The sequence below is a fragment of the Mycobacterium sp. 1465703.0 genome, assembly GCF_001672975.1.
Taxonomy (GTDB): domain Bacteria; phylum Actinomycetota; class Actinomycetes; order Mycobacteriales; family Mycobacteriaceae; genus Mycobacterium.
In genome coordinates this window covers 1-25,142 of sequence record NZ_LZKU01000034.1, presented here as the reverse complement: position 1 = coordinate 25,142, position 25,142 = coordinate 1, and the positions used below count along the sequence as shown (strand labels likewise).

Annotated in this window: 26 protein-coding genes; 8 read left to right on the top strand and 18 right to left on the bottom strand. The window is 65.6% G+C overall.

The window, feature by feature from the left end; all coding sequences use genetic code 11:
* Positions 1-60 precede the first annotated feature (60 nt).
* Positions 61-1,557 carry an amidase gene (locus tag A5625_RS03325; protein ID WP_066989024.1) on the top strand — a complete coding sequence of 499 codons (1,497 nt, stop codon included), beginning with the start codon at positions 61-63 and terminating at the stop codon, positions 1,555-1,557.
* 16 nt (positions 1,558-1,573) lie between these two features.
* Here the strand turns inward: A5625_RS03325 and A5625_RS29460 are convergent, their stop codons facing one another.
* Positions 1,574-1,750: a hypothetical protein gene (locus A5625_RS29460; RefSeq protein ID WP_197515947.1), complete on the bottom strand. Its 177-nt coding sequence runs from the start codon at positions 1,748-1,750 to the stop codon at positions 1,574-1,576.
* Positions 1,751-2,074: 324 nt separating this feature from the next.
* On the opposite strand from A5625_RS29460, the gene A5625_RS03320 reads away from it, so the two are divergent.
* Both A5625_RS03320 and A5625_RS03315 read left to right on the top strand, forming a co-directional pair.
* Positions 2,075-2,344, top strand: a complete 270-nt coding sequence (locus A5625_RS03320) for a hypothetical protein (RefSeq protein ID WP_197515949.1) — start codon at positions 2,075-2,077, stop codon at positions 2,342-2,344.
* A gap of 343 nt (positions 2,345-2,687) precedes the next feature.
* Positions 2,688-4,253 (top strand): LCP family protein, encoded by a 1,566-nt coding sequence (locus tag A5625_RS03315; protein ID WP_156747893.1) that lies wholly within the window; start codon positions 2,688-2,690, stop codon positions 4,251-4,253.
* 180 nt (positions 4,254-4,433) lie between these two features.
* Here the strand turns inward: A5625_RS03315 and A5625_RS03310 are convergent, their stop codons facing one another.
* The 5 genes from A5625_RS03310 to A5625_RS03290 form a co-directional block, all read right to left on the bottom strand.
* Positions 4,434-5,225 (bottom strand): SDR family NAD(P)-dependent oxidoreductase, encoded by a 792-nt coding sequence (locus A5625_RS03310; protein WP_066989020.1) that lies wholly within the window; start codon positions 5,223-5,225, stop codon positions 4,434-4,436.
* Between the two features lie 13 nt (positions 5,226-5,238).
* Entirely contained in the window at positions 5,239-6,069 is an 831-nt protein-coding gene (locus A5625_RS03305) for an SDR family oxidoreductase (protein ID WP_066989018.1), read from the bottom strand.
* A 99-nt stretch (positions 6,070-6,168) separates the two neighbouring features.
* Positions 6,169-7,104, bottom strand: coding sequence for an enoyl-CoA hydratase (locus A5625_RS03300; RefSeq protein ID WP_066989043.1), 936 nt, complete (start codon positions 7,102-7,104; stop codon positions 6,169-6,171).
* An 84-nt stretch (positions 7,105-7,188) separates the two neighbouring features.
* The gene (gene fetB, locus A5625_RS03295) at positions 7,189-7,977 is read right to left on the bottom strand and encodes an iron export ABC transporter permease subunit FetB (protein WP_066989016.1); all 789 of its coding nucleotides are present in this window, start codon (positions 7,975-7,977) and stop codon (positions 7,189-7,191) included.
* Positions 7,977-8,645, bottom strand: a complete 669-nt coding sequence (locus A5625_RS03290) for a phosphate ABC transporter ATP-binding protein (RefSeq protein ID WP_369829976.1) — start codon at positions 8,643-8,645, stop codon at positions 7,977-7,979. Before A5625_RS03290 ends, fetB begins: the two co-directional genes overlap by 1 nt.
* Positions 8,646-8,820: 175 nt before the next feature.
* On the opposite strand from A5625_RS03290, the gene A5625_RS28920 reads away from it, so the two are divergent.
* The 3 genes from A5625_RS28920 (at position 8,821) to A5625_RS03280 (ending at position 11,121) form a co-directional block, all read left to right on the top strand.
* The gene (locus tag A5625_RS28920) at positions 8,821-8,985 is read left to right on the top strand and encodes a hypothetical protein (protein WP_095576472.1); all 165 of its coding nucleotides are present in this window, start codon (positions 8,821-8,823) and stop codon (positions 8,983-8,985) included.
* Positions 8,986-10,467: a trehalose-6-phosphate synthase gene (locus A5625_RS03285; protein WP_066989012.1), complete on the top strand. Its 1,482-nt coding sequence runs from the start codon at positions 8,986-8,988 to the stop codon at positions 10,465-10,467.
* A gap of 75 nt (positions 10,468-10,542) precedes the next feature.
* A complete protein-coding gene (locus A5625_RS03280; RefSeq protein WP_066989010.1) occupies positions 10,543-11,121 on the top strand; it encodes a hypothetical protein in 579 nt (192 codons plus the stop codon).
* 16 nt (positions 11,122-11,137) lie between these two features.
* Here the strand turns inward: A5625_RS03280 and A5625_RS03275 are convergent, their stop codons facing one another.
* The 12 genes from A5625_RS03275 to A5625_RS03220 all read right to left on the bottom strand — a co-directional run bounded on the left by A5625_RS03275 (position 11,138) and on the right by A5625_RS03220 (position 23,007).
* Positions 11,138-11,629: a mammalian cell entry protein gene (locus A5625_RS03275; RefSeq protein ID WP_066989009.1), complete on the bottom strand. Its 492-nt coding sequence runs from the start codon at positions 11,627-11,629 to the stop codon at positions 11,138-11,140.
* Positions 11,629-12,336, bottom strand: a complete 708-nt coding sequence (locus A5625_RS03270; protein WP_066989006.1) for a mammalian cell entry protein — start codon at positions 12,334-12,336, stop codon at positions 11,629-11,631. The genes A5625_RS03275 and A5625_RS03270 overlap by 1 nt, the downstream gene beginning before the upstream one ends.
* Positions 12,336-14,060, bottom strand: coding sequence for a virulence factor Mce family protein (locus A5625_RS03265; RefSeq protein ID WP_066989004.1), 1,725 nt, complete (start codon positions 14,058-14,060; stop codon positions 12,336-12,338). The genes A5625_RS03270 and A5625_RS03265 overlap by 1 nt, the downstream gene beginning before the upstream one ends.
* Before the next feature lie 13 nt (positions 14,061-14,073).
* The gene (locus A5625_RS03260) at positions 14,074-15,228 is read right to left on the bottom strand and encodes an MCE family protein (RefSeq protein WP_066989002.1); all 1,155 of its coding nucleotides are present in this window, start codon (positions 15,226-15,228) and stop codon (positions 14,074-14,076) included.
* Positions 15,225-16,667 carry a virulence factor Mce family protein gene (locus A5625_RS03255; RefSeq protein ID WP_156747891.1) on the bottom strand — a complete coding sequence of 481 codons (1,443 nt, stop codon included), beginning with the start codon at positions 16,665-16,667 and terminating at the stop codon, positions 15,225-15,227. The genes A5625_RS03260 and A5625_RS03255 overlap by 4 nt, the downstream gene beginning before the upstream one ends.
* Positions 16,667-17,731, bottom strand: a complete 1,065-nt coding sequence (locus A5625_RS03250; protein WP_066988998.1) for a virulence factor Mce family protein — start codon at positions 17,729-17,731, stop codon at positions 16,667-16,669. Before A5625_RS03250 ends, A5625_RS03255 begins: the two co-directional genes overlap by 1 nt.
* Complete coding sequence (locus tag A5625_RS03245; RefSeq protein WP_066988996.1) at positions 17,721-18,773, bottom strand: MCE family protein; 1,053 nt, start codon at positions 18,771-18,773, stop codon at positions 17,721-17,723. The genes A5625_RS03250 and A5625_RS03245 overlap by 11 nt, the downstream gene beginning before the upstream one ends.
* A complete protein-coding gene (locus tag A5625_RS03240; protein WP_066988994.1) occupies positions 18,773-19,975 on the bottom strand; it encodes an MCE family protein in 1,203 nt (400 codons plus the stop codon). The genes A5625_RS03245 and A5625_RS03240 overlap by 1 nt, the downstream gene beginning before the upstream one ends.
* 20 nt (positions 19,976-19,995) lie before the next feature.
* On the bottom strand, positions 19,996-20,838 hold the full coding sequence (locus tag A5625_RS03235) for an ABC transporter permease (RefSeq protein ID WP_066988992.1): 843 nt from the start codon (positions 20,836-20,838) through the stop codon (positions 19,996-19,998).
* A gap of 19 nt (positions 20,839-20,857) precedes the next feature.
* A complete protein-coding gene (locus tag A5625_RS03230) occupies positions 20,858-21,622 on the bottom strand; it encodes an ABC transporter permease (RefSeq protein WP_066988990.1) in 765 nt (254 codons plus the stop codon).
* A 235-nt stretch (positions 21,623-21,857) separates the two neighbouring features.
* Positions 21,858-22,772 carry a 3-oxoacyl-ACP reductase gene (locus A5625_RS03225; protein ID WP_066988988.1) on the bottom strand — a complete coding sequence of 305 codons (915 nt, stop codon included), beginning with the start codon at positions 22,770-22,772 and terminating at the stop codon, positions 21,858-21,860.
* Between the two features lie 43 nt (positions 22,773-22,815).
* The gene (locus tag A5625_RS03220) at positions 22,816-23,007 is read right to left on the bottom strand and encodes a ferredoxin (protein ID WP_066988986.1); all 192 of its coding nucleotides are present in this window, start codon (positions 23,005-23,007) and stop codon (positions 22,816-22,818) included.
* 214 nt (positions 23,008-23,221) lie between these two features.
* On the opposite strand from A5625_RS03220, the gene A5625_RS03215 reads away from it, so the two are divergent.
* Positions 23,222-24,403 (top strand): acyl-CoA dehydrogenase, encoded by a 1,182-nt coding sequence (locus tag A5625_RS03215; RefSeq protein WP_066988984.1) that lies wholly within the window; start codon positions 23,222-23,224, stop codon positions 24,401-24,403.
* Positions 24,404-24,432: 29 nt separating this feature from the next.
* The coding region (locus A5625_RS03210) for an acyl-CoA dehydrogenase family protein (protein ID WP_197515946.1) at positions 24,433-25,142 on the top strand (710 nt) is incomplete at its 3' end.

Sequence of the window (25,142 nt, the reverse complement as noted above, 5' to 3'; positions counted from 1 at the left end):
TCAAGGGATGTCGGGCGTTGGCCGGCGCGCACGGGATCGCACCGGAGCGAAGGAGAAGGCATGCAGCTTGAGGAATACATGTCGTTGGATGCGACCGATTTGGCCGAGCTGATCGACCGCAAGCAGGTCACTCCGGCGGAGCTTCTCGCATTGGCGCGGCAACGAGCGGATGCGGTGAATCCACGGCTGAACGCCATAATCTGCCGCCTCGACGACGTCGCCGACCGGCAAGCCGCAGACCCCAACCTGGGTGGGCCGTTCGCCGGCGTGCCGTTCCTGCTCAAAGACCTCGGCCAGGAATACCGCGGCTATGCCACCTCGTGCGGATCCCGTTCGCTGGCCAACGATGTGGCCGACCGGCACGCCCTGGTCACCCAGCGGTTCCTGGATGCCGGCCTGGTCATCTTCGGGAAGACCAACACCCCGGAGTTCGGCGCAAAGGGCGTCACCGAACCCGACTACTGGGGTCCGGCCCGCAATCCCTGGAACACCGGACAAACACCCGGTGGCTCGTCGGGTGGATCGGGAGCGGCCGTGGCGGCCGGCATCGTTCCGGCCGCCGGCGCCAACGACGGCGGCGGGTCGATCCGCATCCCCGCCGCTTGCAACGGGCTCGTCGGCCTCAAACCCAGCAGGGGCCTGGCGCCCTACGGTCCGCAGACCGGTGAACTGATGTTGGGTATGGCCACCCAGGGAGTGGTTTCTCGCACGGTACGCGACAGTGCGGCCCTGCTCGACGCGATCATCGGACCCGACCCGAGTGCTGCCTACCGAGTTGCCTTGCCCGACAAGCCGTTTGCTGAACAAATCAAGCATCGGCCGGGCACCCTCAGAATTGGATACTCGGCCCGCTCGACCATCAACGCCAGACCGGACCGCGAGGCCGTCGCCGCCGTCGAAAAAGCCGCGGCGCTGCTTGCCGACTTAGGCCATCAGGTTGAGGAGGTCGCACCGCCCTACGACGACGCCGCCTTGGGTCGTGACTTCCTCACCATCTGGTTCGCCCAGCTGCATCAGCAAGTCATCGACATCAAACAGCGAATCGGCGCGCGCGACAGCGACTTTGAGGCCGACACGTTGGCCATCAGTGAACTCGGCCGCTCCGCCGGTGTGCGACCCGTCATGTCCGCATTGGAAAACAGGAACAATTACATCCAGTCCCTGGCGGCGTTCCACGCCGGCTACGACTTCTTTTTGACCCCTACCCTGGCCACCCCTCCCCTTGCCGTCGGCGCCACCGCGACTTCGCCTCCCCTGCAGCGGGTGGCCCGACTGGTCAGCAGGGTGCGCGCCGGAAAATTGATGGGGCTCAGCGGAATTCTGGACGACCTGATTCAGGAGAGCTTGGGCTGGGTGCCCTATACGCAGCTGGCCAACCTGACCGGCCGTCCGGCCATCAATGTGCCGTTGCACTGGACGGATGGCGGGCTACCGCTGGGTGTGCAGTTCGTCGGGAAACTGGGCGCCGACGGCGATCTCCTGCAGTTGGCCGCCCAACTCGAAGAGGCCTGCCCGTGGGCCCAACGTCATCCGGCGACGCCCGCAGCGCCGAATTAGCACGGCAGTTACGGGTTTATCCGTTAGGCGCGGCGTCTTCGGGGCCGCGCCGACCTCGCCACAGGCCGGCGAAGCGCCGGGCTATGTCACCGAGTCGTCCGCCCGCGTGCTGAGATGACTTGATGCGGCCCAGGGTCTCGCGTCCCTCGTTCGCGTAGTCCTTGACTGTTTCGTCGCCTTCTTCGGCGCGCATGTCTGCCTCCGATGCTGTATCGATCGTTATGCCGGCGCTTGGTGCTCGGGTGGTTCCGACGGCGTCAAGCGCTCCGGCGGTTCTGCCGGCGTGAGCCGTTCGGGAGTTTCCGTCGGTGCGAGCCGCTCCGGCGTCTCGCCTGGTGTGCCCCGCTCCGGCGGCTCCGAATTATCTGGCCGGTCCGCCGAAACCGGTCTGAGGTGTGTATCGACCATGTTCAGTCCTTTGCTCGGCTCAAGGCCGCGTACCCGCCGCACCCGGGCACCCAAACGCCGCGTCGATACTCGTCAAACCGCTGGATCATCCGCTTACACTCCAACGGTGGTGAATCCGGCGCGAACGAGGCCGGCAGTGAGCAAAGTCCCGGTGATCGCCGGTGTCGCGGTCGTCGCGTTGCTTGCCGTTCTCGCGTTACCCGTCAAGCAACAATGCGGCGCGCCGGGCTACTCGTGCGCCTCGACGGTGGACACCCAAGGCAACATCCACTCCTATTACGAGATCGAACCGGTCGGCGTCTACCTCGCGGAAATCGTCACCGGCGCCAACATCGCGCTGTTCTATAAGTCGGGCGAGGACCTGAGCAAAGCCCGATAGCACGGTGGCGGTTTGCTGGCGTGTGCGAGCCCATTCCGTCGGCCGGACGTATCGCCTCGGTTACAAGTTCGGGTCAATCTGGCCGGCGCTGTTTTCGGCTCGAAACCTTCCGGAGACCATCATCACCGCGAGTGCGGAAAACGCGCTGGTAGAGCGACGATGGCGAGCGGGAATCGCATGTTGTCGGCCCAATGATGCCGCCTCCGCCAGCGGTGTGACCGGTGCTCTCGATTGGGGGCTTCTTAGCAAGCTAACGCATACTTGTCACCATGCTTGAAGCGATATCGCCGCGAAGCACCGTTGCGGTGCTGGGTGATGCGCTGGGCGTGGGTAGAGGTTTGTGATGGCCCGCTCGGGCGGCGCGCATCGCCGTCATCGAGCCGTCCGTCAACCTTCCCGTTTCCGTAAAGCCCTGACGCGCGGCTTGGGCGCGCTCGTGTCGGTGGCGGCCGTGGGGCTGACCGGTGCGGGATACTACGTGGCGCATGGCGCGCTGGGCGGTATCACCGTGTCGAACGCCCTGCAGCCCGACGATCCGCGGTCCAGCGGCGACAACATGAACATCCTGCTGATCGGGCTGGATTCGCGTAAAGATCAGGACGGCAACGACCTGCCCAACTCGATCCTGAAGCATCTGCACGCCGGCGATTCCGACGACGGCGGCTACAACACCAACACGATGATCCTGGTGCACGTCAGCGCCGACAACAAAGTCGTCGCCTTCTCGATCCCCCGCGACGACTGGGTGCCTTTCACCGGAGTCCCGGGGTACAACCACATCAAAATCAAAGAGGCGTACGGGCTGACCAAACAGTACGTTGCCCAAAAGCTGGCCAACCAGGGCGACATCACCCAGAAGGAACTCGAGACCAAGGGCCGCGAGGCCGGCCGGGCCGCGACGCTGCGCGCGGTGCGCAACCTGACGGGCGTCCCCATCGACTACTTCGCCGAGGTCAATCTGGCCGGTTTCTTCGATCTGGCCCAGACTCTCGGCGGGGTCGACGTCTGCCTGAATCACCCCGTCTACGACGAATATTCGGGTGCCGACTTCCCGGCCGGGCGTCAGCGGCTGGACGCGTCCGAGGCGTTGTCGTTCGTCAGGCAGCGGCATGGCCTGGATAACGGCGATTTGGACCGCACCCACCGGCAACAGGCGTTCATCTCGTCGGTCATGCAGGAGTTGCAGGCCGCGGGCACCTTCACCAACATCGACAAGCTGAAGAACCTGATGGCGGTAGCGCGCAAAGACGTGGTGCTCTCGGCGGGCTGGAACGACGACATGATCCAACGGCTCGGTGGACTGGCCGGCGGCAACGTCGAATTCCGGACGCTGCCGGTGGTGCGCTACGACAACATCGACGGCCAGGATGTCAACATCGTCGACCCGGCATCGATCAAGTCCGAGGTGGCGGCGGCGATCGGCCTGGACACCTCGACTACCGCGGCGGCCACCACCACCGCTGTGAAGCCCGATCCGTCCACGGTCGTCGACGTGGTCAACTCGGGCAGCATGAGTGGTCTTGCCAGCGAGGTATCACGCGCGTTGAAAAAGAAGGGCTACACCCCGGGTCAGGTCCGCGACCGCGAAACCGGCGACCCGAGCACCGCCACGGTGGATTACGGCGCTGGTGCGCAGACCGATGCGCTCAACCTGGCCAACCTGCTCGGTCTTGACCCACCCAAGCAGCCCAGTCCCAGCGTGCAGCCCGGACACATCCGGGTCACCGTGGATACCAATTTCGCGATGCCCACTCCGGACGAGACGCAGATGGACGACACGACGAGCACCAGCACCACCAGCACGTCGACGAAGGCGAAGACCTACTACTACAACGGCACGACCACGACCTATCCGACGCCCGATCAGGGAAAGCCGATCGATGGCGGCGGCGTGCACTGCGTCAACTAGCGGCGATCGCAAGCGCGGCGAAGCCCGGGCGCGGCGGGTCGCCGCCATCGGGCCTAGCGGCGATCGCAAGCGCGGCGAAGCCGGGCGCGGCGGGTCGCCGCCATCGGGCCTAGCGGCGATCGCAAGCGCGGCGAAGCCCGGGCGCGGCGGGTCGCCGCCATCGGGCCTAGCGGCGACGCTCTAGGCGTGCGTGCCGCCGTCCATCCGAATCTCGGTGCCGGTGATCCAGGCGCCGTCATCTGAGACCAGCATCGCGATCACACCGGCGACCGCTTCGGGTCCGGCCATCCCCGCGCCGCTGGATTCCGTCGTGGTCGGCAGGATCGGCATCAGCCGGGGAAACAGCGACCAGTCGGCGTCCTTCGGGATGTATCCGCCGGTGGCATCGGTGATGCCGGACTTGATGCTGCCCGGCGCCACGCACGCCGCGCGCAGACCGTCCTTGGCGTATTCGAGCGCCAGCGAATGAGTGAAGGCCTGGATGCCGCCCTTGCTTGCGGCGTAGGCGGCCATATAGGGATGGGCGAACGAGGCCGACGTGGAGCTGAAGTTCACGATCGCGCTGCGGGGATTCGCCAGCAGGGACGGTAGCGCTTCCCGCACCACCAGGAAGGTTCCGGTCAGGTTGACGGCGATGATCCGATTCCACTGCTCGAGGGTGGTCTCGTGGGTGTGCCAGGCGCGCAGGATACCCGCCGCGTTGACCAGTGAATCCAGCCCGCCCAGCTTCTCGACTGCCGACGCCACGCCGTCGATCACCGAGGCCTCGTTACCGACGTCCATCGGCATCGCGGTGAGCCGGTCGGCGGTGCCGGCCTCGTCGGCCTGGCCCTGCGTGTTGCTCAGACCGTCAGTGGAGACATCGGCGGCCACCACGCCGGCACCCTCGCCCAGTAGCCGCAACGCGGTGGCCTGACCGATCCCCGACGCGGCGCCGGTGACCAGGATCCGTTTGCCCTCAAGCCTTTTCATCTGATACTCCCGGCTAGACCACTCCGCGCAGCGCATCGGCACCGAAGGCCGGTTCCAGCATCGCCGAGAAATCCGGGCCGCGACGCAACAGCACCCCGCCGTCGACGTTGATGATCTGTCCGGTCACATAGCTGGAAGCATCGCTGAGCAGAAACATCGCCACATTCGCGACGTCTTCGACCTCGCCCGGTCGGGGCAGCGGCGTGATGGCTCGGTAGTCCGCGCTCAGCTCGGGCGAATCGAGGATAGGGGCCACCAGCTCGGTGCGGATCAGGCCCGGGCGAATGCTGTTGACCCGCACCCATGACGCTCCGAGTTCGTCGGCGGCCAACTGCATCAAGTGGTCCAGTGCGGATTTGCCGACGCCGTAGGCGCCGAACCAGCGGTGGGTGTTGCTGGCAGCGATCGACGAGATGCCGACGAACGATCCACCGCCACCGCGCACCAACTCGCGCGCGGAGTGCTTGAGCACGTACATGGTTCCGTTGACATTGAGGTCGATGGTCCGCCGCCACAACTCCGAGTCGATCTGGGTGATCGGTCCGATGGTCTCCGATCCGCCCGCGCAGTGCACCACGCCGTGCAGCCGGCCATGCCAGGCCGTCACGGCGTCGACGGCTCGCGCCGCCTCCTCTTCGTTGGTGATGTCGGCGGGCTCGTAACGAATGGAGCCGTCGCCGGGGAGTGCCTCGATCTCCTTGACGGCGGTCGCGAGCCGATCGGCGTTGCGGCCGATGATCATGACGGACGCCCCGGCTGCGACCAGCCCGGCGGCCACGCCCTTGCCGATACCGCTGCCGCCGCCGGTGATCAGATAGGTCCGGTCTTCGAAGGAAAGCTGCACGCCAGGCCCTTTCAACTGGAACAAGTTCTAGCAATAGAAGCATGTCCCCTTGGGGTGAATATCGCTACCCCCGGTCTCGTTAGGCCCTCCGGCGCAGCGCTACGGAGTGTCGCGGCGCGCCAATTTGGTGGGTTTGGCGTTGCGCCAGTCCTCGACGTCGGGCGGCAGGCCGATGGGATACCGGTTCTCGTTGTGGGCCGCCCAATGCGCGTGACCCAGCTCGTGAATGTGGAACGCATGCCGCAGCGCCTCGGTGAAACCCATCGCGTCGGAGGCCGCGTTGACCGAATCCTTGATCAGCATGGCTGCCATCGTCGGCCGCTCGGCGATGCGCCGCGCGAATTCCAGTGTCTTGTCGGCTAATTCGTCGGCGGGGAACACCTTGGACACCATGCCGAGCCGGTAGGCCTCGTCGGCGTCCAGCGCATCACCGGTCAACAACAGCTCTTTGGCCTTGCGCGGGCCGAATTCCCAAGGGTGAGCGTAATATTCGACACCCGGCATGCCCATCCGGACGCCGACCACGTCGCTGAACTTCGCGTTGTCCGCGGCGACGATCAGATCGCACGCCCAGATCAGCATCAGGCCGGCCGAGATCGCATTGCCCTGAACCTGAGCGATGGTGATTTTGCGCAGATCGCGCCAGCGGCAAGTGTTTTGGAAGAAGTAATGCCACTCTTGCAGATAGGTCTTCTCCGCGACCGGATCGCGGGTGGCGCCGTTGATCCGGAACGTCGGATGTTGCCCGTCGCCGGGCGCCCGCTCGGCGAGCGCCAACTCCGAGCCGAGGTCGTGACCGGCGGAGAAGTTCTTGCCACGCGCAGCCAGAATCACCACCCGCACGGTGTCGTCGGCTTCGGCGCGCAGGAACGCCTCGTCGAGCTGAACCAGCAGGCCACGACTCTGCGCGTTGTGAGCATCGGGCCGGTTGAGCCAAATCCGGGCGATCAGGCCATCATCCAGAGTTTCATAGGTCACCAGCTCCGCGGCGCCGGCGTTGACCGCCTGCGCGCCGGTTTGCTCGGAGAGTGTCATTCCGCCCACCTCGATCGTTGTCAGCACCGACTCGTTTACACATTACGGCCAGTGTGTAACCGGACCCGCGCTGGGGTGATCGGCTCATCCACCGGTGTCGGGGCGCCGGCTCAGTGGCAGCAGCCGGTGGTCGCGGGTGAACACCAGCCGGACGATGCCCATCGCGACCACCACGGTGGTGGCCGCGACCGAACCCAGAATCAAGAACATCACCACGGCCTGTACCAACACGGCCTGCAGCGGCGGCACGCCGGCCAGGATGAGCCCGGTCATGGCGCCCGGCAAGAACACCAGGCCGGTGGCTTTGGTCGTCTCGATCTGCGGAGATATCGCCGACCGCAAGGCGGTTCGCAGGTACGGCGACGCGGCCTGTCTCGACGGCTGCCCCAGGGCGAGCCGGGCCTCGACCTCGTCGCGCTTGTCGCGCAGCTCGTCGACCAACCGGCGAGCCACCAGCACCATCGCGGTCATCGAGTTGCCGATCATCATGCCGGCGACCGGTACCAGGGTGCGCCCCTGCAGCGGGAACACCCGCAGGCCGAAGATCACCCCCAGCGTCACCACCGCCGCACCGGCAAACGCCGCTACAGCCAGCGGCGCAAACTGCGGCACCTCCGGCGCTCTGCGGCGAGCGACACCCCCGGCATACGCCACCATTCCGGCGACCCACGCCCACGACCACCACAGCGACCGGCCCGGCTCGAACAGCAGCGTCAACGCACCGCCCACGAGCAGCAGCTGCACCAGCGCGCGGACCGAGGCCCACAGCAGCTGCCGCTCCAAACCCAGCCGCCGCCACAGCGAGATCCCGGCCGCGAACGCCACCAGGATCAGCGATGTCGCCAGGCCCACCCAGCCGACTTGACCGTTCATCACGCCACCGAGCCGTCGCCGGGCTCGGCCGCGACCGGGCCCAGGCCTTGGCTGCGGCCGGACTCCAGGCGCAGGACCCGGTCCGCCGCCCGTTCCAACTGCGCCGAGTTATGGGTGACCCACAGGGCGGGGATGCCGTCGGCGGCCAGTTCGCGCACCGCGCGCTCGATCACCTCGGCCGCTTGGGTGTCGACGGCGGAGGTGGGTTCGTCCAGCAGCAGCACCTGGGGTTGCGCCATCAGGGTGCGGGCCAGGCACACGCGTTGCGCCTCGCCACCCGAGAGGGCGGCCACGTCGCGGTCCAACCACGATCCGGTCAGCGCCACCCGGTCCAGCGTTTCGCGCATCCGCGCGTCGGACGCGTCGGGATCGGCGGTGAGCAGGTTTTCGGCGACCGTGCCGGGAAATGGCGTCGGGCGCTGAAAGCACATGCCCACCCGGCGCCGCAGCCGCAGCGGGTCGAGCCTGGCGATGTCCGAACCATAGAAAGACACCCGCCCGCTGGTCGGCAGCTCCAGCCGGTTGCACAGCCGAAGCAGGGTCGATTTGCCCGCGCCCGACGGTCCGAACACCGCGGTGACACCGTGAGCAGGAATGGCGGCGGTCAGCCCGTCCAGCGCCCGCGCCCTTTGCCGATCCACCACGACGTCGAGGAACTCGAAGACCATGTTGTCAGCAGCGTCCTCATCGGCCACCTGGTTATCCTGCATCACTCGTGGACGGGTGGCCGTGTCTTCGCGAGCGGCGCGGCGCGCCCCTGCAAACCAGCCATAAATACGGCTAGAGGCTGTTAGCTGGTGAGACGGACTGGGGCCGGTCGCGCGCGTCGCTTACAGTTAAGTCATGCCTACAAAATCTGACCCTGGCGAAATCGGCGATGTCGAGCCCGTGGCCGACAGCACTGCGAGTCAGGCCAGGCGCGTCGTCGCGGCGTACGCCACCGACGCCGACGAGTGCCGGGTGTTCTTGTCAATGCTGGGTATTGGGCCGGCGAAACTCGACGCGTAAATGTCTCCTGGGGGAGGGCGCAGCCCGAAGGCAGCCAAATACGGGAATTCCGACTTCGTCGTAGTTGCCAACCGGCTGCCGGTAGACCAGGAGCGGCTCCCCGACGGCACCACGGCGTGGAAACGCAGCCCCGGCGGGTTGGTCACTGCCCTCGAGCCACTGCTGCGCCGCCGCCGTGGTGCGTGGGTCGGCTGGCCCGGGGTCGTGGACGAGGACACCGACCATGATGACGAGCCCATCGTCCAGGAGGACCTGGAGCTCCGGCCGGTCAAGCTGAGCGCCGACGACGTCGCCGAGTACTACGAGGGTTTCTCGAACGCCACGCTGTGGCCGCTGTATCACGACGTCATCGTCAAACCGATCTACCACCGTGAATGGTGGGAGCGCTACGTCGACGTCAACCGCCGCTTCGCCGAAGCCACCTCACGGGCCGCGGCGAAAGGCGCGACGGTGTGGGTGCAGGACTACCAGCTGCAGCTGGTCCCCAAAATGCTGCGCGAATTGCGGCCCGATCTCGTCATCGGGTTCTTCCTGCACATCCCTTTCCCGCCGGTCGAGCTGTTCATGCAGATGCCGTGGCGGACCGAGATCGTCGAGGGTCTGCTGGGTGCCGATCTCGTCGGGTTCCACCTGGCCGGCGGTGCGCAGAACTTCTTGTTCCTTGCCCGCCGATTGACCGGGGTCAACACATCGCGCGGTGCGGTGGGCGTGCGGTCCCGGTACGGCGAAGTCGAGCTGGAGTCCCGCGTCGTCCGGGTGGGCGCCTTCCCGATTTCCATCGACTCCACCGCACTGGATCAGGCGGCCCGACACCGCGACATAAAACGACGTGCCCGGGAGATCCGCGCCGAGCTGGGTAATCCCCGCAAGGTGCTGCTCGGCGTCGACCGGCTCGACTACACCAAGGGCATCGACGTTCGGCTGAAAGCCTTTTCGGAGCTGCTCGCGGAAGGCCGCGTCAAGCGCGATGACACGGTACTGGTGCAACTGGCGACACCGAGCCGGGAACGGGTGGACAGTTATCAGCAGCTGCGCAACGACATCGAGCGCCAGGTCGGCCACATCAATGGCGAGTACGCCGAAGTCGGGCACCCCGTGGTGCACTACTTGCACCGGCCGGTTCCCCGCGACGAACTCATCGCGTTCTTTGTGGCCGCCGACGTCATGCTGGTCACTCCGCTGCGCGATGGGATGAACCTGGTCGCCAAGGAGTACGTCGCCTGCCGCAGCGATCTGGGCGGTGCGCTCGTGTTGTCCGAATTCACCGGCGCCGCAGCCGAACTCAGGCAGGCGTACCTGGTCAATCCGCACGACCTCGAAGGGGTCAAGGACATGATCGAGGCCGCGCTCAACCAATCCGTCGAAGACGGACGGCGGCGGATGCGGTCGCTGCGCCGTCAGGTACTCGCCCACGATGTCGACCGCTGGGCCAGGTCGTTCCTCGACGCGCTCGCCGAATCGCCACGCGGCGAGGCCCAGTAGCCCGCATGCAAGGGACCCCATGGTGTTGGCGCCCAAACGCTGTGATACTCAAAACAGCGTGAAGGGAGGAGTCACATGAAGCTCCGTCACGGGATGGCCGCCGGTGCCGGCATCTTCACGGCCGTCGCGGTGGGAATCGCGCTGCAATCCGGTGAACCGGCCAAGGCACTCGGGCCACCGGCGGACGGCACCTACAGCTACAACGAGGCGGGCGTCTCCGGGGTGACCTGGACGATCTCGGCGCTATGTGACCAGCCCTCGGGCACCCGGAACATGAACGACTACAACGACCCGATCGTGTTCGCGATGAACTGCGCGCTGAACATCGTGAGTTCGACACCCGAGCAGATCAGTGCGGCGGACAAACTGCAGAACTTCAGCGGCCGGGCCCGGATGTCCAGCATGCTATGGACTTTCAAGGTCGACAAGGCCGACGGCGTGGCATGCCCGGGCGGTGGCACCGCACCCACCACCGAAACCTTCGCGTTCAGCGACGAAACGATGAGCGGCACCCACACCACGCTGCACGGTGCCGTGTGCGGGCTGCAGCCGGCAATGAAGAAAGAACCGTTCTCGTTGGCGATGACCGGGCCGCCGCCCAGCCCGATTAATCGTTATCCGTTGTACTGCAATGGCATTGCGATGTGCTACTGACGTCTTGCCGGTGCGGCTAGATCGGTGTGATGTAGGCGATCAGCCACTGCTTGCCGATCTTTTTGAAGTCCACCCGCAACCGGCTGCCGTCATACAGGGGCTGCCGTGACTTGTCGGTGACCGTCCGGTTCATGAAGACCATCACCGACGCCGATTCTCGTTTGGCCGACATGACGCCCACACCAACGACGTTGGCCTGCACCACGACTTCGCGCTTCTTGGCTTCGGGGATGATCTGGTTGTTGGCGCTCTTTTGGAACTCGGCGCGATAGTCCGGGGTCAACAGCGGATACGCAGCCGACAGGCTCCGCTCGACCGTTTGGTAGTCGTATGCGAAAACTTCGGGAATCTCCTTAGCGGCCAGGCCGGGCAGCACCGCCCGCGCCGCTTGCTCGCCGCGGGTCTGCACCCGGTCCCAGTACATCCACCCGGCCACCGCGGACAACCCGACGAACGCCACCGCCAGGAGGTAACCGGCGACGACCAGCAGCCAACGCCGCCATCGCATCAATTGCCTCCGTCTGGATATTTCAGGTCGTAGCCGGTCATCTTCCCGGCGTCATCCTCGTGGACGATGACACGCAAGCGATAGGGCATGGACGGCTTGTTGACTCCGTCGATGTCGGCGACTGTGACGCGTACCGACACCAGCACCGATGCGTTATCGGTGACGGCGTCGACGCCTTCCAGGGCGGCACCGTTGACGACGGCTTCCGAGGTCGCATTGGTGGAGCGGAAGAGACCCTTGAGGTTCTCGACGTTGTTGTTGGCGCCGAGCATGCCGCGCAGTGGGCCGCTGGTGCCATTGACGAACCGATTCACGCTTTCGTCGATGTTGTCCTGCTTGTAGCTGAACATGTTGACCACCGTCTGGGTGGCGGTGTCGACGAAACGCTGGTCGCGCGCCTGCGCCGCGGTGGCATGGCGCTGCTGAACGAGCAACGCTGCCACACAAGCCGCCACCGCCCCGACCGCCAACAGTGCTGCGGCGAACGAGATCCAGGCGACCCGGGCGCGGTGCGACTGCCGCCGCGGCGGTGGCTTGATGGACTTGAGTGCCTTGACGGGTTTCGCCGGCTGCTTGGGCGAGGCTGGAACGTCGGTGCTGACCGTAACGTCCTGGGCCGGCTGGCCCTTAGCTGGACCGGCCGCGCGGGAGGCTCGTCGACGAACACGCGACGTGGTCGTTGGTTGGTCTGCCACGGCAGGGTCCATTACATCGGCCTTGGATCAAGCATCAGGTCCACCCAGTTCTCGGCGCCGGACGTTCCGGTGGCGCCGGCCGCGAAGATACCAGTGCCACCGGCCGGATCGACAAATGCGCCGGTCTTCTCGTCATAGGTGGCGTAGGCCGGGCCGCTGGCCTGCGGCTGCCCGCCGGGCGGCGGCCCCCACGGCTTCTCCGGCCCCGGGCCTGCCGGCGGCGGGTTGATGCCCTCCGGCGGTGGCGGCGGCGGCAGCCACTTCGGATAGGGAAGCTGGGGCGGCACCGGCGGCACCCCGGGCGGCTGCCATGACGTGAATGGCGGTGGCGGCCCGTTGTCATTGGGCGGCGGTGGATTGTAGGCCGGCTGCTTGTTAGGCAGAGGCCCCGGTCCGGGCACCACACCCGGCGGAGGCGGCCCGACGATGGGTGTCCCGGGATCGGGCTCGGCGCCCGGCGGGATATACGGGAAGTGGTTGGGCGGCAACACGTTCAGCCCATTGGTCATCGGAGTGTCATAGGGCACCGGCGGGCCGCGCCACGGGTTGCGGCCGATCGGTACGTAACCGTTCGGGTCGCGACACAGCTGGACCGTCGGGGCACGTTTTCCGGGGAACTCCTGGCACGGGTAGTTACGAGCGCCACGCACGGTGCTGGGATCGTTTTGCGCGGTCTTGCAGTACATGTCCCTCGGCAGCTCGCGCACCGTCTCATCGGCTGGGGTGCGCATCAACGGCGGCGGCAAGAAGCCGACGGCGCACGGCGGCGGGTCGTTGAGATCGAGTTTGAAGTCCAGCTTTGCGCCTTCGTCTTGCGGGCCGCCGCCGGCAGCGGTGGTGATCGCAGCGAACAGCGCCGGTAAGACGACCAGCAGCTGCTCGATCGACTTGTGGTAGATCACACCCACCCGGCCCAGGTTGGCCAGGCTGGCGGCCAGCGCCGGGAACGAGGGACGGATGCCGGAGAACGCGGTGCTGGCCTCGTCGGTGGCGCCCGGGGCGGTCGCCAGAGTGTCGCGAAGCTGCGGGTCGGCCTGACGCACCTCGGAGGTGAACCGCGCCAGCCCGTCGGACAGCGACTTGATGTCACCGCCGGCGCGGACCTGGGCCTGCAGGAACGGACCGGCCTGATCGATCAACTGGGAGACTTGCGGGTAGTTGGCGTTGGCCTCGTCCACCAGCAGCCGAGCGGACTCGAAGAGTCGCGCCAGCTCGGGGCCGGAGCCATTGGCCGCGATGAACGTCTCGTGCAACAACTCGCGCAGCCGGGTATCGCCCAGGCTGTTGACCAAAGCCTCCGCGCGCTTCAACAGGTCCGCGACGTCCTGGCCGATCCGGGTGTTCTGCCGCTGGATGCGAGATCCGTTGGTCAACTTGGTAGTTGCCGGTGAGCTCGGCGGCACCAGGTCGATGTACTGCTCGCCGACGGCCGACACGCTTTTGACGGTGGCGGTGACGTTCGACGGGATGGGCGTGCCGCTGTTGAGCCGCATGTCGGCGATGACGCCGTTGGGGCTCAGGCCCACCGACTCGACGCGGCCGACGGCCACGCCGCGGTAGGTGACGTTGGCGTTCTTGTACAGCCCGCCACCGGCAACGAAATCGGCGCTCACGCCGTAGGTTCCGATCCCGAACGTCGCGGGCAGCCGCAGGTAGAAGATCGCCATCACGGTCAAGGTGATGGCTGTGATCACGGCGAAGATCGCCAACTGGATCTTGGTCAGTCTGTCATGCATCGGCGCCCGCCCCCTACTGTCCTGAAGCCGTGCCGGGCGGGATCTTGAACGGGTCCGCGGCCTGTCCGGACAAGTTGGCCATCTCGCCGGTCAAGAAGTCGGGTGGGTTGAGGATCTCGTTCATGTGGGCCATGTTCGGGTCGAAATACGCTGTGGTGAAGAACGTTTCACCGAGGCGGCGCAGAGTCAGGTCGAAGGTGGTGAACACGTTGAGGTAGTCGCCACGCACCGCCTGCTTGATACCGAAGTTGGGGAACGGGAACGTCAGCAACAGCTGCAGGGAGGTGACGAAGTTTTTGCGGTTGTCGTTGAGGGTCTTCACCACCGAGTACAGGTCCTTCAGGTCGGCGGCGAAGTCCACCTTGGTCTTTGCCAGGATGTTGGAGGTGACATTGGCCAGTTTGTGCAGCGCAGCGAAGGCCTCGACGATGTGGCCGCGATTCTTGTTCAGCACCCGAATCGCTTCGGGCAGCGTGTCCAGCGCCCGGCCCAGGTTGTCCTTGTCGTGCGCCAGGCTGGCCGAGAATCGGTTCAGCCCGTCGACCGCGTCGATGATGTCGTTGACCTGACGATTCAGTCCCGACGTCAGTTCCGCCAGCCTGGGAACCAGGTCGACGAACTGGTCTTGCCGGCCGGCGACCGCCCGGTAGGTCTCGTCGGTGATCTCTTCGAGGGCACCGACATTGCCCTTGTTCACCACCACACCGAGCGCCGAGAGCACCTCTTCGGTGGTGGGATAGCGACCGGTGTTGGCCTCCGCGATCTTCGACCCGTCCTTCAGCTTGCCGACGGCCAGCTTGCCCTTCGGGCGAGCCAAGTCGATGTGCATGGAACCGAGCAGCGAAGTCTGGGCGACCGTCGCGGTCGAGTTGGCGGGCAGCACCACGTTTTTGTCCAGCGCCAATTTCACTGCCGCATAGAACGATCCGTCGGCCCGCTGTTCGGCCGAAATACCGGCGACACTGCCCACGGTGACGTCATCGACCATGACCGGCGAGTTCTGCGGCAATGTCGCCACGTCGGGCAACTCGACGGTGATCGAGTATGCGCCACTGCCGTGACCGGCGGTGCCCGGCATGGCCAAGGAGTTCAGCCCGTTGAACTGGCAGCCGGCCAGCAGCATGCCTCCGGTGGCTAATCCACCGGCGCGCAACCACATTCGGTTCATCCGCCACCGCCCAAGTCGGCTGTCAGCCCGCCGGGCGGCTGGCCCGGAGGCGGGCCCGGCAGCGGGCCGTAGGCACTTGCCGGACCGGGACCGGATCCAGGACCCGGCGCTGGAGCACCGGCAGGAGCCGGGCCGGGTGCCGGACCGGCCTGCGGGGCCGTCGGGACCAGCAGGGCCTGCAGGTCCGCCGGGTTCTGCGCGGCCGGCGTCTGAGCGCCCTTGGCCGGGATCCAGGTCAGCTGCGGCACCGGAGTCGCCGACTTGGCCTGGGTTTCCGGGGTGTCGTAGATGATCTGGCCCTTGTACGCCGTAATCGTGTTGAGCGGGTGGAACATCAGCGGCGGGTAGTTGACGGTGAGCCGGCGCAACACCGGTCCCAGCCGCTCCCGGCAGAGCTCGGCGCGCTTGAAGTAGTCCGGTGCCCTGGGTCCGCCCGCGGTTTCAAAAGACCCACCGCAGATGAACTGCACGGGGTTGGCGAATTCCGGTATCGACAGCAGCCCGTTGAGCGTGCCCTGTGCGGGGTCGTAGATGTTGTAGAAGTTGGCAATACCGGGGCCCGCGACGTGCAGCACCTGCTCGATGTTGTCGCTCTGGTCGCTCAACGTCTTCGCGAAATCGTTGAGGTTGTTGACCGTATCGACGATCGTCGAGTTGTTCTCGTGCAGGAAGCCACGGATGTCCGACAGCGCTTTGTTGAGGGTCCCCAGGGTGGTGTCTAGATGGCGCGAGCTGTCGGCGAGCACCTGCGACACCGACGCGACGTTTCCGGCGAATTGGACGATCTGCTCGTTACTGGACGAAAGCGCGTTGACCAGCACCTGCAGATTCTTCACCGTGCCGAAGATGTCGCCACGCGAATCCCCCAGCCGCCCAGCGGCTTGCGAGAGCTCACGCAACGCGCTGTGGAACGACTGACCCTTGCCGTCGAAGGTGTCGGCGGCCTGGTTGATCGCCGCACCCAACGGTCCCTGCATGGATCCGGCCGTCGGGCCGAGCTGCACGGCCAGCTTGGTCAGCGACTCTTTGACCTCGTCCCACTCCACCGGGACCGCGGTACGGCCCAGGCCGATGCTGGCGCCGTCGGCCATTGCGGGCCCGCTGGTATAGGCCGGGGTCAACTGGATGAACCTGGCCGCCACCAGATTCGGCGACATGATGATGGCCTTGGCGTCCTGCGGGATCTTCACGTCCTCGGACACCGACATGGTGATCTTCACGTCGGATGGCCGCGGTTGGATTGTGTCGATGGTGCCGACCGGAACACCGAGGACGCGCACCTGATCACCGGGATACAGGCCGACCGCAGAGGTGAAGTAGCCGATGATCTTGCGGTTTTTCGCCTGCGACGAAAGCACATATACGCCACCCACCAGCACCGCGACCAGCGCGATGATGGTGGCGTAGCGCAGCCCCCGGCTGCGGATGATCCGCTGCATCACGGTGACTTCGGCCTGATCACCCAGCGTTCCTGGATCAAGCCGCGCAGGTAGTCCGCGAGGCTGGCAGGCAACTTGCCGGGCTGATAGAAGAAGTCGAACATGGTGGCCAGCAGTGGCGCCGGGATAACGCCGTAGACGTTGACGTTGAATCCGGGGCCAGAACCGACCACCTCGCCCAACTCGGTGGCGTAGGTGGGCAGCCGCTTGAGGGCCTCGCTGATGTAGTCGCGGCGCTCATTGAGGTTGGACAGCACATCGTTGAGCTTGTTCAGCGCCGGACCGAATTCCTTGCGGTTGTCGGCGACGAAGCCGGAGATCTGCGTGGACAGATCCTGGATCCCGGAGATCAGCTGGGCCAGGGCGCCGCGCCGTTCGTCCAGAGCGGCGAATAACTCGTCACCGTCGTCGACGAGTTTGTTCACCTGTTCGGCACGCTGGGACAACACACCGGTGACCGACTTCGCGTGCGCCAGAAGGCTTTGCAGCGCCTCATCGCGGCGGTCCAGAGTGCGAGACAGCGACGTCACGCCGTCCAGCGCACCGCGCAACTCCGGGTTGGCGTCATGCAGCGTGTCGGTCAGCACGTTCAACGCCTTCTCGAACTGCGGCTTGTCCAGGTTGTTGGCGTTCTGACCCAGATCCTCGAGCGCGCCGGCGAGGGTATACGGCGTCGTCGTACGGCTGAGCGGAATGGTGGTGGCCTTACCGCCGCCGGCCGGCGTCACCGAGATGGAGCGCTCACCGAGGATGGTGTCGGTGCGGATCGCGGCCAGCGACTGGTCGCCGACCGCGACATGGCGGTCGACGCTGAAGCTGATCTTGGCGCTGTCGCCGGCCAGCCCCACCGAAGTCACCTTACCGACCTTGAAACCCGAAACGTATACGGCGTTGCCGGGATTGATGCCGCCGGCGTCGGTGAAGTAGGCGTCGTAGATCTTGCCCTGCGGCCAGAACGGTAATCCGGCGTAGCCGAACGCAATGAGCACGACGCACACCACCAGGACCACGCCGAAGATGCCGGTGCGCAGTGGATCGCGCTCACGCCTTGCGTTACTTGGCAAAAGAGCACCTCCCCTTGCTGGGATCCACCTGGCCACCGAGCGGCAGCAGGATGTCGCTACCGGCCGGGCCGTTGATCTTGATCGTCACGGAACAGAAGTAAATGTTGAAGAACGACCCGTAGGCACCCAGGGCGGCCAGCCGCAGATAGTCCTCGCCGAGCTGCTCGACGTCGTTGTTCACCTCGGCCTTGCGGTTGTCCAGCTCGGTGGCCAGCGGGCGGGTGTTCTCCAGGACGCCCTGCAGCGGCCGCCGCGAATTCTTCAGTAGCTGCGTCAAATCCGTCGTCGTTGACGCCAGCGGCGGGATGGCGCCCGCGATGTCGTCTTTGTGCTCGGCCAGCCCGGTGATGAGTTGCTGCAACTGGTCGACGCTGGCCGAGAATTGTGCGCTGCGTTGGTCCACGGTGGTCAGCACCGTGTTGAGGTTGTTGATCACGTCGCCGATGAGCTGGTCACGCTGGCCCAGCGCGGAGGAGAACGCGCTGGTGTCGGCCAGCACGTTCGACAACGCCCCGCCCTGGCCCTGCAGCAATTGGATGACCGCGCTGCTGATGGTGTTGACCTTGTCGGCGTCAAGACCCTTGAGTACCGGTCGCAGCCCGCCCAACAGGGCATCGAGGTCCAATGCGGGCTGGGTGTGTTGGCTGTTAATCGTCGCGCCGGCCGGTAGCTTTCGCAGCTCTCCGGGGCCCGACGTGATCTCCAAATAGCGGTCGCCGACCAGGTTTTCGTAGCGGATCACCGCGCGCGTGGAGGAATAGAGCGTATAGCGCCTGTCGACTCCGAACTTCACGTCGATGGTGTTGTCGGGGTTGAGCTTGATGCCGGACACCGCACCGACCGGCACCCCGGCGATGCGCACCTTCTGGCCGGACTTCAGCCGTGATACGTCGGTAAACGTTGCGTGGTAAGTGCTTTCGGGACCGAACCGGAAGTCGCCGAAGACCACCACCAGCGCCGCCGACACCAACACCATGGCCACGGCGAAGATGCTGACCTTGATCATCATCTCGCGGTGCGACGGCATCCCGGAGCTTTCCATCAGAAGTCGTCCCGTTCCGCGAAGGCGCCGTGGAACAAGAATTGCAACGTGGAGGGTGCGTCGAACTGCAGTTCGGTGAACGGCTCGTACGGGATGTTGGCGTTGTCGGTCACCAGGAACGGCGCCCGGTAGAACGAACCGCCGGTCTGCTTGGTCGGAATGTCGGGCAACCCGCGACAGTTTGGGCCGCCGGAGGCGTTGACGATCGGCAGCGACTCCGGATAGGTGTAGGACGGCGCGCCCAGCACGAAGCTCGACGACGTGAACAAACCGGCCTTGCGGACACCGAGCAGCGGCGCGAATTCCTTGATACCGCGCTCGATACCGGCGAACAGGCAGCCGAATTCCGGTGAGTAGTCGGCGGCCACCTTGAGCGGGGCCCGTAGCCGGTTGATGGTGGCGATGAAGTCCTGCTCGGCTGGCGCCAGCGTGTCATAGGCGTTGTTGGACAGGCCGATCGTGGCCAGCAGCGTGTCGTTGAGGTTATTCTGCTGGTCTACGACGGTCTTGTTGATCGTCGGCAGGTTGGCGATCACGGTGGTCAGGTCCGGGGCGGCGTCGGCGTAGGTGTTGGCAACCACCGCGGCCTTGCGGAAGTCCTCCTGCAGCGCCGGCAGCTTCGGGTTTGCCTGGCGCGTCAGCGTGTTCAAGCCGGTCAGGATGCCGCCCAGGTCGTCGCCGTGGCCGCGCAGCCCCTCCGCGAAGGCGCTCAGGGTCCCGTTGAGTTCGACGGGATCGACCTTGTGCAGCAGGTCGATCAACGACTGGAACAAGGTGTTGACTTCCAGCTGCACCGAAGACGCCGCGACATGGGCATTCGGACGCAGAGACGTTGGCGAAGGCGCTTGGGGGGTAATGAATTCCACGGCCTTGGCGCCGAAGATGGTGTTACCCGCGATGTGCACCGTCGCGTTGGACGGGATGAAATGCATGGCGTCGCTGTTGATGCCGAGTGTCAGTCGCGCTTGGTCGCCGGAATAGTCGATGGTTTCGACTTTGCCGATCTGGATACCCCGGTACTTGACCTTGGCGCCCTCCTCCATCACCAGCCCGGCCCGGGGCGCCGACACCGTGACGTTGTCGATCGGCGCAAAGGCCGCTGTGTAGAAAAGGTAAGTCAGCACAGCGGAAGCCACCAGCAGGCTGGCAAGCACTGCTGCTGCCAGCCGGACGGTGGTGCGTCGCGATCCTGTGTCTGCCATGTCCCTTTTAAGCGGTCCTCTTATCCGGAGAGGTTGAAGTTACCGGACGCCCCGTAGACAGCGAGCGAGATGAACAGGGTGATGACGACCACGACGATCAGCGAGGTCCGCACGGCCTGCCCCACCGCGATGCCAACGCCGACCGGACCGCCGTGGGCGTTGTAGCCGTAATAGGTGTGAACCAGCATCACCGCGATGGACATCACAATGGCCTGCAGGAACGACCACAAAAGGTCCGACGGAATCAAAAATGTATTGAAGTAGTGGTCGTAGAGGCCTTTTGACTGCCCGTTGATGTACACCGTGGTGAACCGGGCGGCGAAGAAGGCGGCCAGCACCGACAGCGAGTACAGCGGGATGATCGCGATCAGGCCGGCGATCAGGCGGGTTGATACCAGGTAGGACACCGAGTGCACCGCCATGCATTCGACGGCGTCGATCTCCTCGGATACCCGCATAGCCCCCAGTTGGGCGGTGGCGCCGGCGCCAATGGTGGCCGCCAGCGCGATACCCGCGATCACCGGCGCGACAACCCGGACGTTCAAAAATGCCGACAAGAACCCGGTCAGCGCCTCGATACCGATGTTGCCCAGCGACGAATACCCCTGCACGGCAATGACACCGCCGGAGGCCAGGGTAAGGAACGCCGCCACACCGACCGTGCCGCCGATCATGACGAGAGCGCCCGCGCCCATCGTCATCTCGGCGATCAGGCGAACCGTCTCCTTGTGGTAGCGGGTGAGCGCGTTGGGGACGTAGCGCATGGTCTGCCCGTAGAACAGCGCTTGTTCGCCGAAGTCGTCGACCGGCTCCTGCAGCCGGGAAACGAGCCTTCGAAATCGCAGCGTGGCGTCGTAACTCATCGCGTGCTCACCCGTCCCATCACTTCGCCGAGATTCGCACGCCGATGGCCGTCATCACCACGTTGATCACGAACAGGCAGATGAAGGCGTAGACGACGGTCTCGTTGACCGCGTTACCGACGCCCTTGGGGCCGCCCTTGACGGTCAGGCCGCGGTAGCAGCCCACCATGCCGGCCATCACGCCGAACAGCAGCGCTTTGACCTCGGCCAGAACCAGCTCGCGCAGCCCGGTCAGCACGGTTAGCCCGTTGATGAACGCGCCGGGGTTCACCCCTTGCAGAAACACGGAGAAGACGTAACCGCCGGAAAGACCGATGGCGCATACCAATCCATTGAGCAGCAGGGCCACCACGGTGGATGCCAGCACGCGCGGCACCACGAGCCGCTGGATCGGGTCGATGCCGAGCACCCGCATCGCGTCGATCTCCTCGCGGATGGTGCGGGCGCCGAGGTCGGCGCAGATCGCGGTGGCGCCCGCGCCGGCCACGACGAGCACGGTCACCACTGGACCCAGCTGAGTAATGGTGCCGAAGGCCGTGCCGGCGCCGGACAGGTCAGCGGCGCCGATCTCGTGCAGCAGGATGTTGAGAGTGAAGGCCACCAGCACCGTGAACGGTATGGACACCAGCAGCGTCGGGACCAGCGAGACGCGCGCGATCATCCACGTCTGATCGAGAAATTCACCGAATTGAAACGGCCGGCGAAACGCCGCCCGGCCGGTGTCCATCATCATCTCGAAAAATCCGCCGACGGCGCGGGCGGGGACCGCAAGTTGCTCCCTCAACGCGGTTCCCCCCTCGGTTTGGTCTCGGCGAAGTCTATGTCTGGCCTTTGCATCGTCTACGGTCGCACGCGGCTCGCTGTGAGCCGGATCATATTAACCCAGAACAACTTCACCATGTCAATGAACAGCACTTCGTTATCCAAACCGTTAATTGGCAGGTCAGAAGCACTTGTCACGTGGAAAACTGACACACGTTCTACCTGGCGATTTCCCCCGATCAGCCAGCCGTTTGCGGCTATTGCTCCATTAGTGCGCCGGCCGAAAAATTGTGCTCAGGATCACGGCCAGCAAAGTAATCCTGAAGCGTCGAGCTCAGTTGTTCAGGGTCCCAAGCGGCACCGTCGGCGCTGAATTTGCGCTCTACGGTGGGCGCAGCGACCAATGTCACCTGTGGACCGTAGACGATGAACACCTGACCGTTCACCTCGGCGGCTGCCGGCGAGGACAGAAACTTGACCAGACTGACGACATGGTCGGGCGACAACGGGTCGACGCCGCCCGCGTCGACCTCCGGTGCGTCGCCGAAGACGCCGGCCGTCATCGCGGTGCGCGCGCGGGGACAGATGGCGTTGGCGCAGACCCCGTAGCGGCCCAGCGCCCGGGCCGCCGTCAGGGTGAGCGAGATGATGCCCGCCTTGGCGGCGCCGTAGTTCGCCTGCCCGACCGGGCCGACCAGGCCGGCCTCCGACGCGGTGTTGACGATGCGTCCGAAGATCTGGCCGCCGGCGTCCTTGGCCTTGGTGCGCCAGTAGGCGGCCGCGTTGCGGGTCAGCAGGAAGTGACCGCGCAGGTGCACGGCGATGACGAGATCCCACTCCTCGTCGGACATGTTGAACAGCATCCGGTCGCGGGTGATCCCGGCGTTGTTGATCACGATGTCGAGCCCACCCAGAGAGTCGGCCTGAGCAACCAGTTCGTCGGCGGTGGCGCGTTCGCTGATGTCGCCCGCCACGGCAACGGCCTTGGAACCGGCGGAGTTGATTTCATCGATGACGTCGGAGGCATCCAAGGCGGCGGCGATGTCGTTGACGACGACGGTTGCGCCCTGGTGGGCCAGGCCGAGCGCCTCAGCGCGTCCCAGGCCCGCGGCCGCACCGGTGACCACCGCGACCTTTCCGGAGAGATCGGTCGCGTTCGTGCTGCTAGTCAATTTATGAATACCTCTAGTTTTAGTTGACGCGCTGTGGGCTGGGTCAGTCGCCGCGGCTGAGCGCGGCGCGCGGGCACTCGGCGATTGCCTGCTCGGCCAACTGTTCCTGTTCGGCGGGAATCGGATCAAGCTTCACCACGGCGTAGTCTTCGTCGTCCAGGTCGAAGATATCTGGGGCGATTCCCAAGCACACTGCATTGCCTTCACACCGGTCACGGTCCACGATCACCCGCACAGCATCCTCCTTGAACCTGGCCCTTCACCGCAGGACTCTCCTCATCAGTATGTAGGTCCACCATAAGGCCCTGACACCGCTGTGGAAACGGTCGCTGGATTCCCAGACTAGAACGTGTTACAACCGGGAAGACGAACGGGTAGCCGTTGGTCGAGCTGCAGACTGTGACGAGGCTGGTTACTCCGAACGTCGTTAACTTTCAAGGACGGCCGAAATGCGCATCAGTTACACCCCGGAACAAGAGGAGCTGCGTCGCGAGCTGCGGTCGTACTTCACCAACCTGATGACCCCCGAGCGTCGCGAGGCGTTGACCTCGTCGGGCGGCGGCGAGGTCGGGACTGGCACCGCCTATCGCGACACCGTCGCGCAGATGGGCAAGGACGGGTGGCTCACCCTGAACTGGCCCGAGGAGTACGGCGGCCAGGACCGCTCCCCGATGGACTCGCTGATCTTCACCGACGAGGCCGCCATCGCGGGCGTACCGGTGCCGTTCCTGACGATCAACAGCGTGGCGCCGACCATCATGGCGTTCGGCACCGAGGAGCAGAAGAAGTTCTTCCTGCCGAAGATCGCGGCCGGCGAATTGCACTTCTCCATCGGCTACTCCGAGCCCGGCGCGGGCACCGACCTGGCCAATCTGCGCACCACCGCGGTGCGCGACGGCGACGACTACGTGATCAACGGCCAAAAGATGTGGACCAGCCTGATCGCCTATGCGGACTGGGTGTGGCTGGCGGTGCGCACCAACCCCGAGGCCAAAAAGCACCGCGGCATCTCGATGCTGACCGTGCCGACGACCGCCGAAGGTTTCTCCTGGACGCCGGTGCACACCATGGCCGGTGTGGACACCAGCGCCACCTACTACTCCGACGTGCGCGTTCCGGTGACCAACCTGATCGGCGAGGAGAACGGCGGCTGGAAGCTGGTGACCAACCAGCTCAACCACGAGCGGGTCGCGCTCGTCTCACCGCAGCCGATCTTTTTGGCCCTGCGCGAGGTTCGCGAATGGGCGCAAAACACCAAGGACGCCGGTGGGGCACGGTTGATCGACTCGGAGTGGGTGCAGATCAACCTGGCCCGGGTGCACGCCAAAGCCGAAGTTCTCAAGCTGATCAACTGGGAACTGGCCTCGGCGGCAACCGAAGCCCTGTCACCCGCGGATGCGTCGGCGGCCAAGGTGTACGGCACCGAGCTGGCTACCGAGGCCTACCGGCTGCTGATGGAAGTGCTGGGTACCGCGGCGACAGTGCGGCAGAATTCGCCGGGCTCGTTGCTGCGCGGCCGCGTCGAGCGGATGCACCGGGCCTGCCTGATCCTGACCTTCGGCGGCGGCACCAACGAAGTGCAGCGCGACATCATCGGCATGGTCGCCCTGGGCCTGCCCCGAAACCGCTGAGCCGCTACTCATTAGAAGGACGGACGTTCATGGATTTCACCACCACCGAAGCGGCGCACGACCTCGGCAACCTGGTCGACACCATCGTGGACTCGATATGCACCCCCGAACACCAGCGTGAGCTCGACGGGCTCGATCAGCGCTTCGACCGCGACCTGTGGCGAAAACTGGTCGACGCCGGCATCCTGTCCAGCGCGTCGGCGTCATCGCTGGGCGGGGACGGCTTCGGTGCGCTCGAGCAGATCGCGATCTTGGTTGCGCTGGGCCACCAGCTGGCCGCGGTGCCGTATCTGGAATCCGTGGTACTGGGCGCCGGCGCGCTGGCCCGATTCGGTTCCGAAGAGCTGCAACAAAGCTGGGGCGTTCCGGCGGTCAACGGCGACAAGACCCTGACCGTCGCCCTCGACGGCGAAATGGGCGAGGGCCCGGTGCGGGCGGCCGGCTCCGGCGCCGGCTACCGGCTGACCGGTACCCGTACCCAGGTCGGCTTCGGACCGGTGGCCGACGCGTTCCTGGTTCCCGCTGAAACAGATTCCGGCACTGCGGTTTTCCTGGTCGCCGCCGACGACCCGGGCGTCACCGTGACCGCACTGGAAACCACCGGCCTGGGCAGCGTCGGGCACCTCGCACTGGATGGAACCGAGGTGGACGACAGCCGCAAGGTCGGCGGCGCCGAGGTTGTGACGTGGCTCGGCACGCTTGGCACCTTGGGCCGCAGCGCGTTCCAGCTCGGGGTGCT

Excerpts from the sequence above, each read along its gene's own strand:
- A5625_RS03325 (WP_066989024.1), top strand. The coding sequence starts at position 61 with ATGCAGCTTGAGGAATACATGTCGTTGGATGCGACCGATTTGGCCGAG.
- A5625_RS29460 (WP_197515947.1), bottom strand. The coding sequence starts at position 1,750 with ATGCGCGCCGAAGAAGGCGACGAAACAGTCAAGGACTACGCGAACGAG.
- A5625_RS03315 (WP_156747893.1), top strand. The coding sequence starts at position 2,688 with ATGGCCCGCTCGGGCGGCGCGCATCGCCGTCATCGAGCCGTCCGTCAA.
- A5625_RS03310 (WP_066989020.1), bottom strand. The coding sequence starts at position 5,225 with ATGAAAAGGCTTGAGGGCAAACGGATCCTGGTCACCGGCGCCGCGTCG.
- A5625_RS03300 (WP_066989043.1), bottom strand. The coding sequence starts at position 7,104 with ATGACACTCTCCGAGCAAACCGGCGCGCAGGCGGTCAACGCCGGCGCC.
- fetB (WP_066989016.1), bottom strand. The coding sequence starts at position 7,977 with ATGAACGGTCAAGTCGGCTGGGTGGGCCTGGCGACATCGCTGATCCTG.
- A5625_RS03290 (WP_369829976.1), bottom strand. The coding sequence starts at position 8,645 with ATGGTCTTCGAGTTCCTCGACGTCGTGGTGGATCGGCAAAGGGCGCGG.
- A5625_RS28920 (WP_095576472.1), top strand. The coding sequence starts at position 8,821 with ATGCCTACAAAATCTGACCCTGGCGAAATCGGCGATGTCGAGCCCGTG.
- A5625_RS03285 (WP_066989012.1), top strand. The coding sequence starts at position 8,986 with ATGTCTCCTGGGGGAGGGCGCAGCCCGAAGGCAGCCAAATACGGGAAT.
- A5625_RS03280 (WP_066989010.1), top strand. The coding sequence starts at position 10,543 with ATGAAGCTCCGTCACGGGATGGCCGCCGGTGCCGGCATCTTCACGGCC.
- A5625_RS03275 (WP_066989009.1), bottom strand. The coding sequence starts at position 11,629 with ATGCGATGGCGGCGTTGGCTGCTGGTCGTCGCCGGTTACCTCCTGGCG.
- A5625_RS03270 (WP_066989006.1), bottom strand. The coding sequence starts at position 12,336 with ATGGACCCTGCCGTGGCAGACCAACCAACGACCACGTCGCGTGTTCGT.
- A5625_RS03265 (WP_066989004.1), bottom strand. The coding sequence starts at position 14,060 with ATGCATGACAGACTGACCAAGATCCAGTTGGCGATCTTCGCCGTGATC.
- A5625_RS03260 (WP_066989002.1), bottom strand. The coding sequence starts at position 15,228 with ATGAACCGAATGTGGTTGCGCGCCGGTGGATTAGCCACCGGAGGCATG.
- A5625_RS03255 (WP_156747891.1), bottom strand. The coding sequence starts at position 16,667 with ATGCAGCGGATCATCCGCAGCCGGGGGCTGCGCTACGCCACCATCATC.
- A5625_RS03245 (WP_066988996.1), bottom strand. The coding sequence starts at position 18,773 with ATGGAAAGCTCCGGGATGCCGTCGCACCGCGAGATGATGATCAAGGTC.
- A5625_RS03240 (WP_066988994.1), bottom strand. The coding sequence starts at position 19,975 with ATGGCAGACACAGGATCGCGACGCACCACCGTCCGGCTGGCAGCAGCA.
- A5625_RS03235 (WP_066988992.1), bottom strand. The coding sequence starts at position 20,838 with ATGAGTTACGACGCCACGCTGCGATTTCGAAGGCTCGTTTCCCGGCTG.
- A5625_RS03215 (WP_066988984.1), top strand. The coding sequence starts at position 23,222 with ATGCGCATCAGTTACACCCCGGAACAAGAGGAGCTGCGTCGCGAGCTG.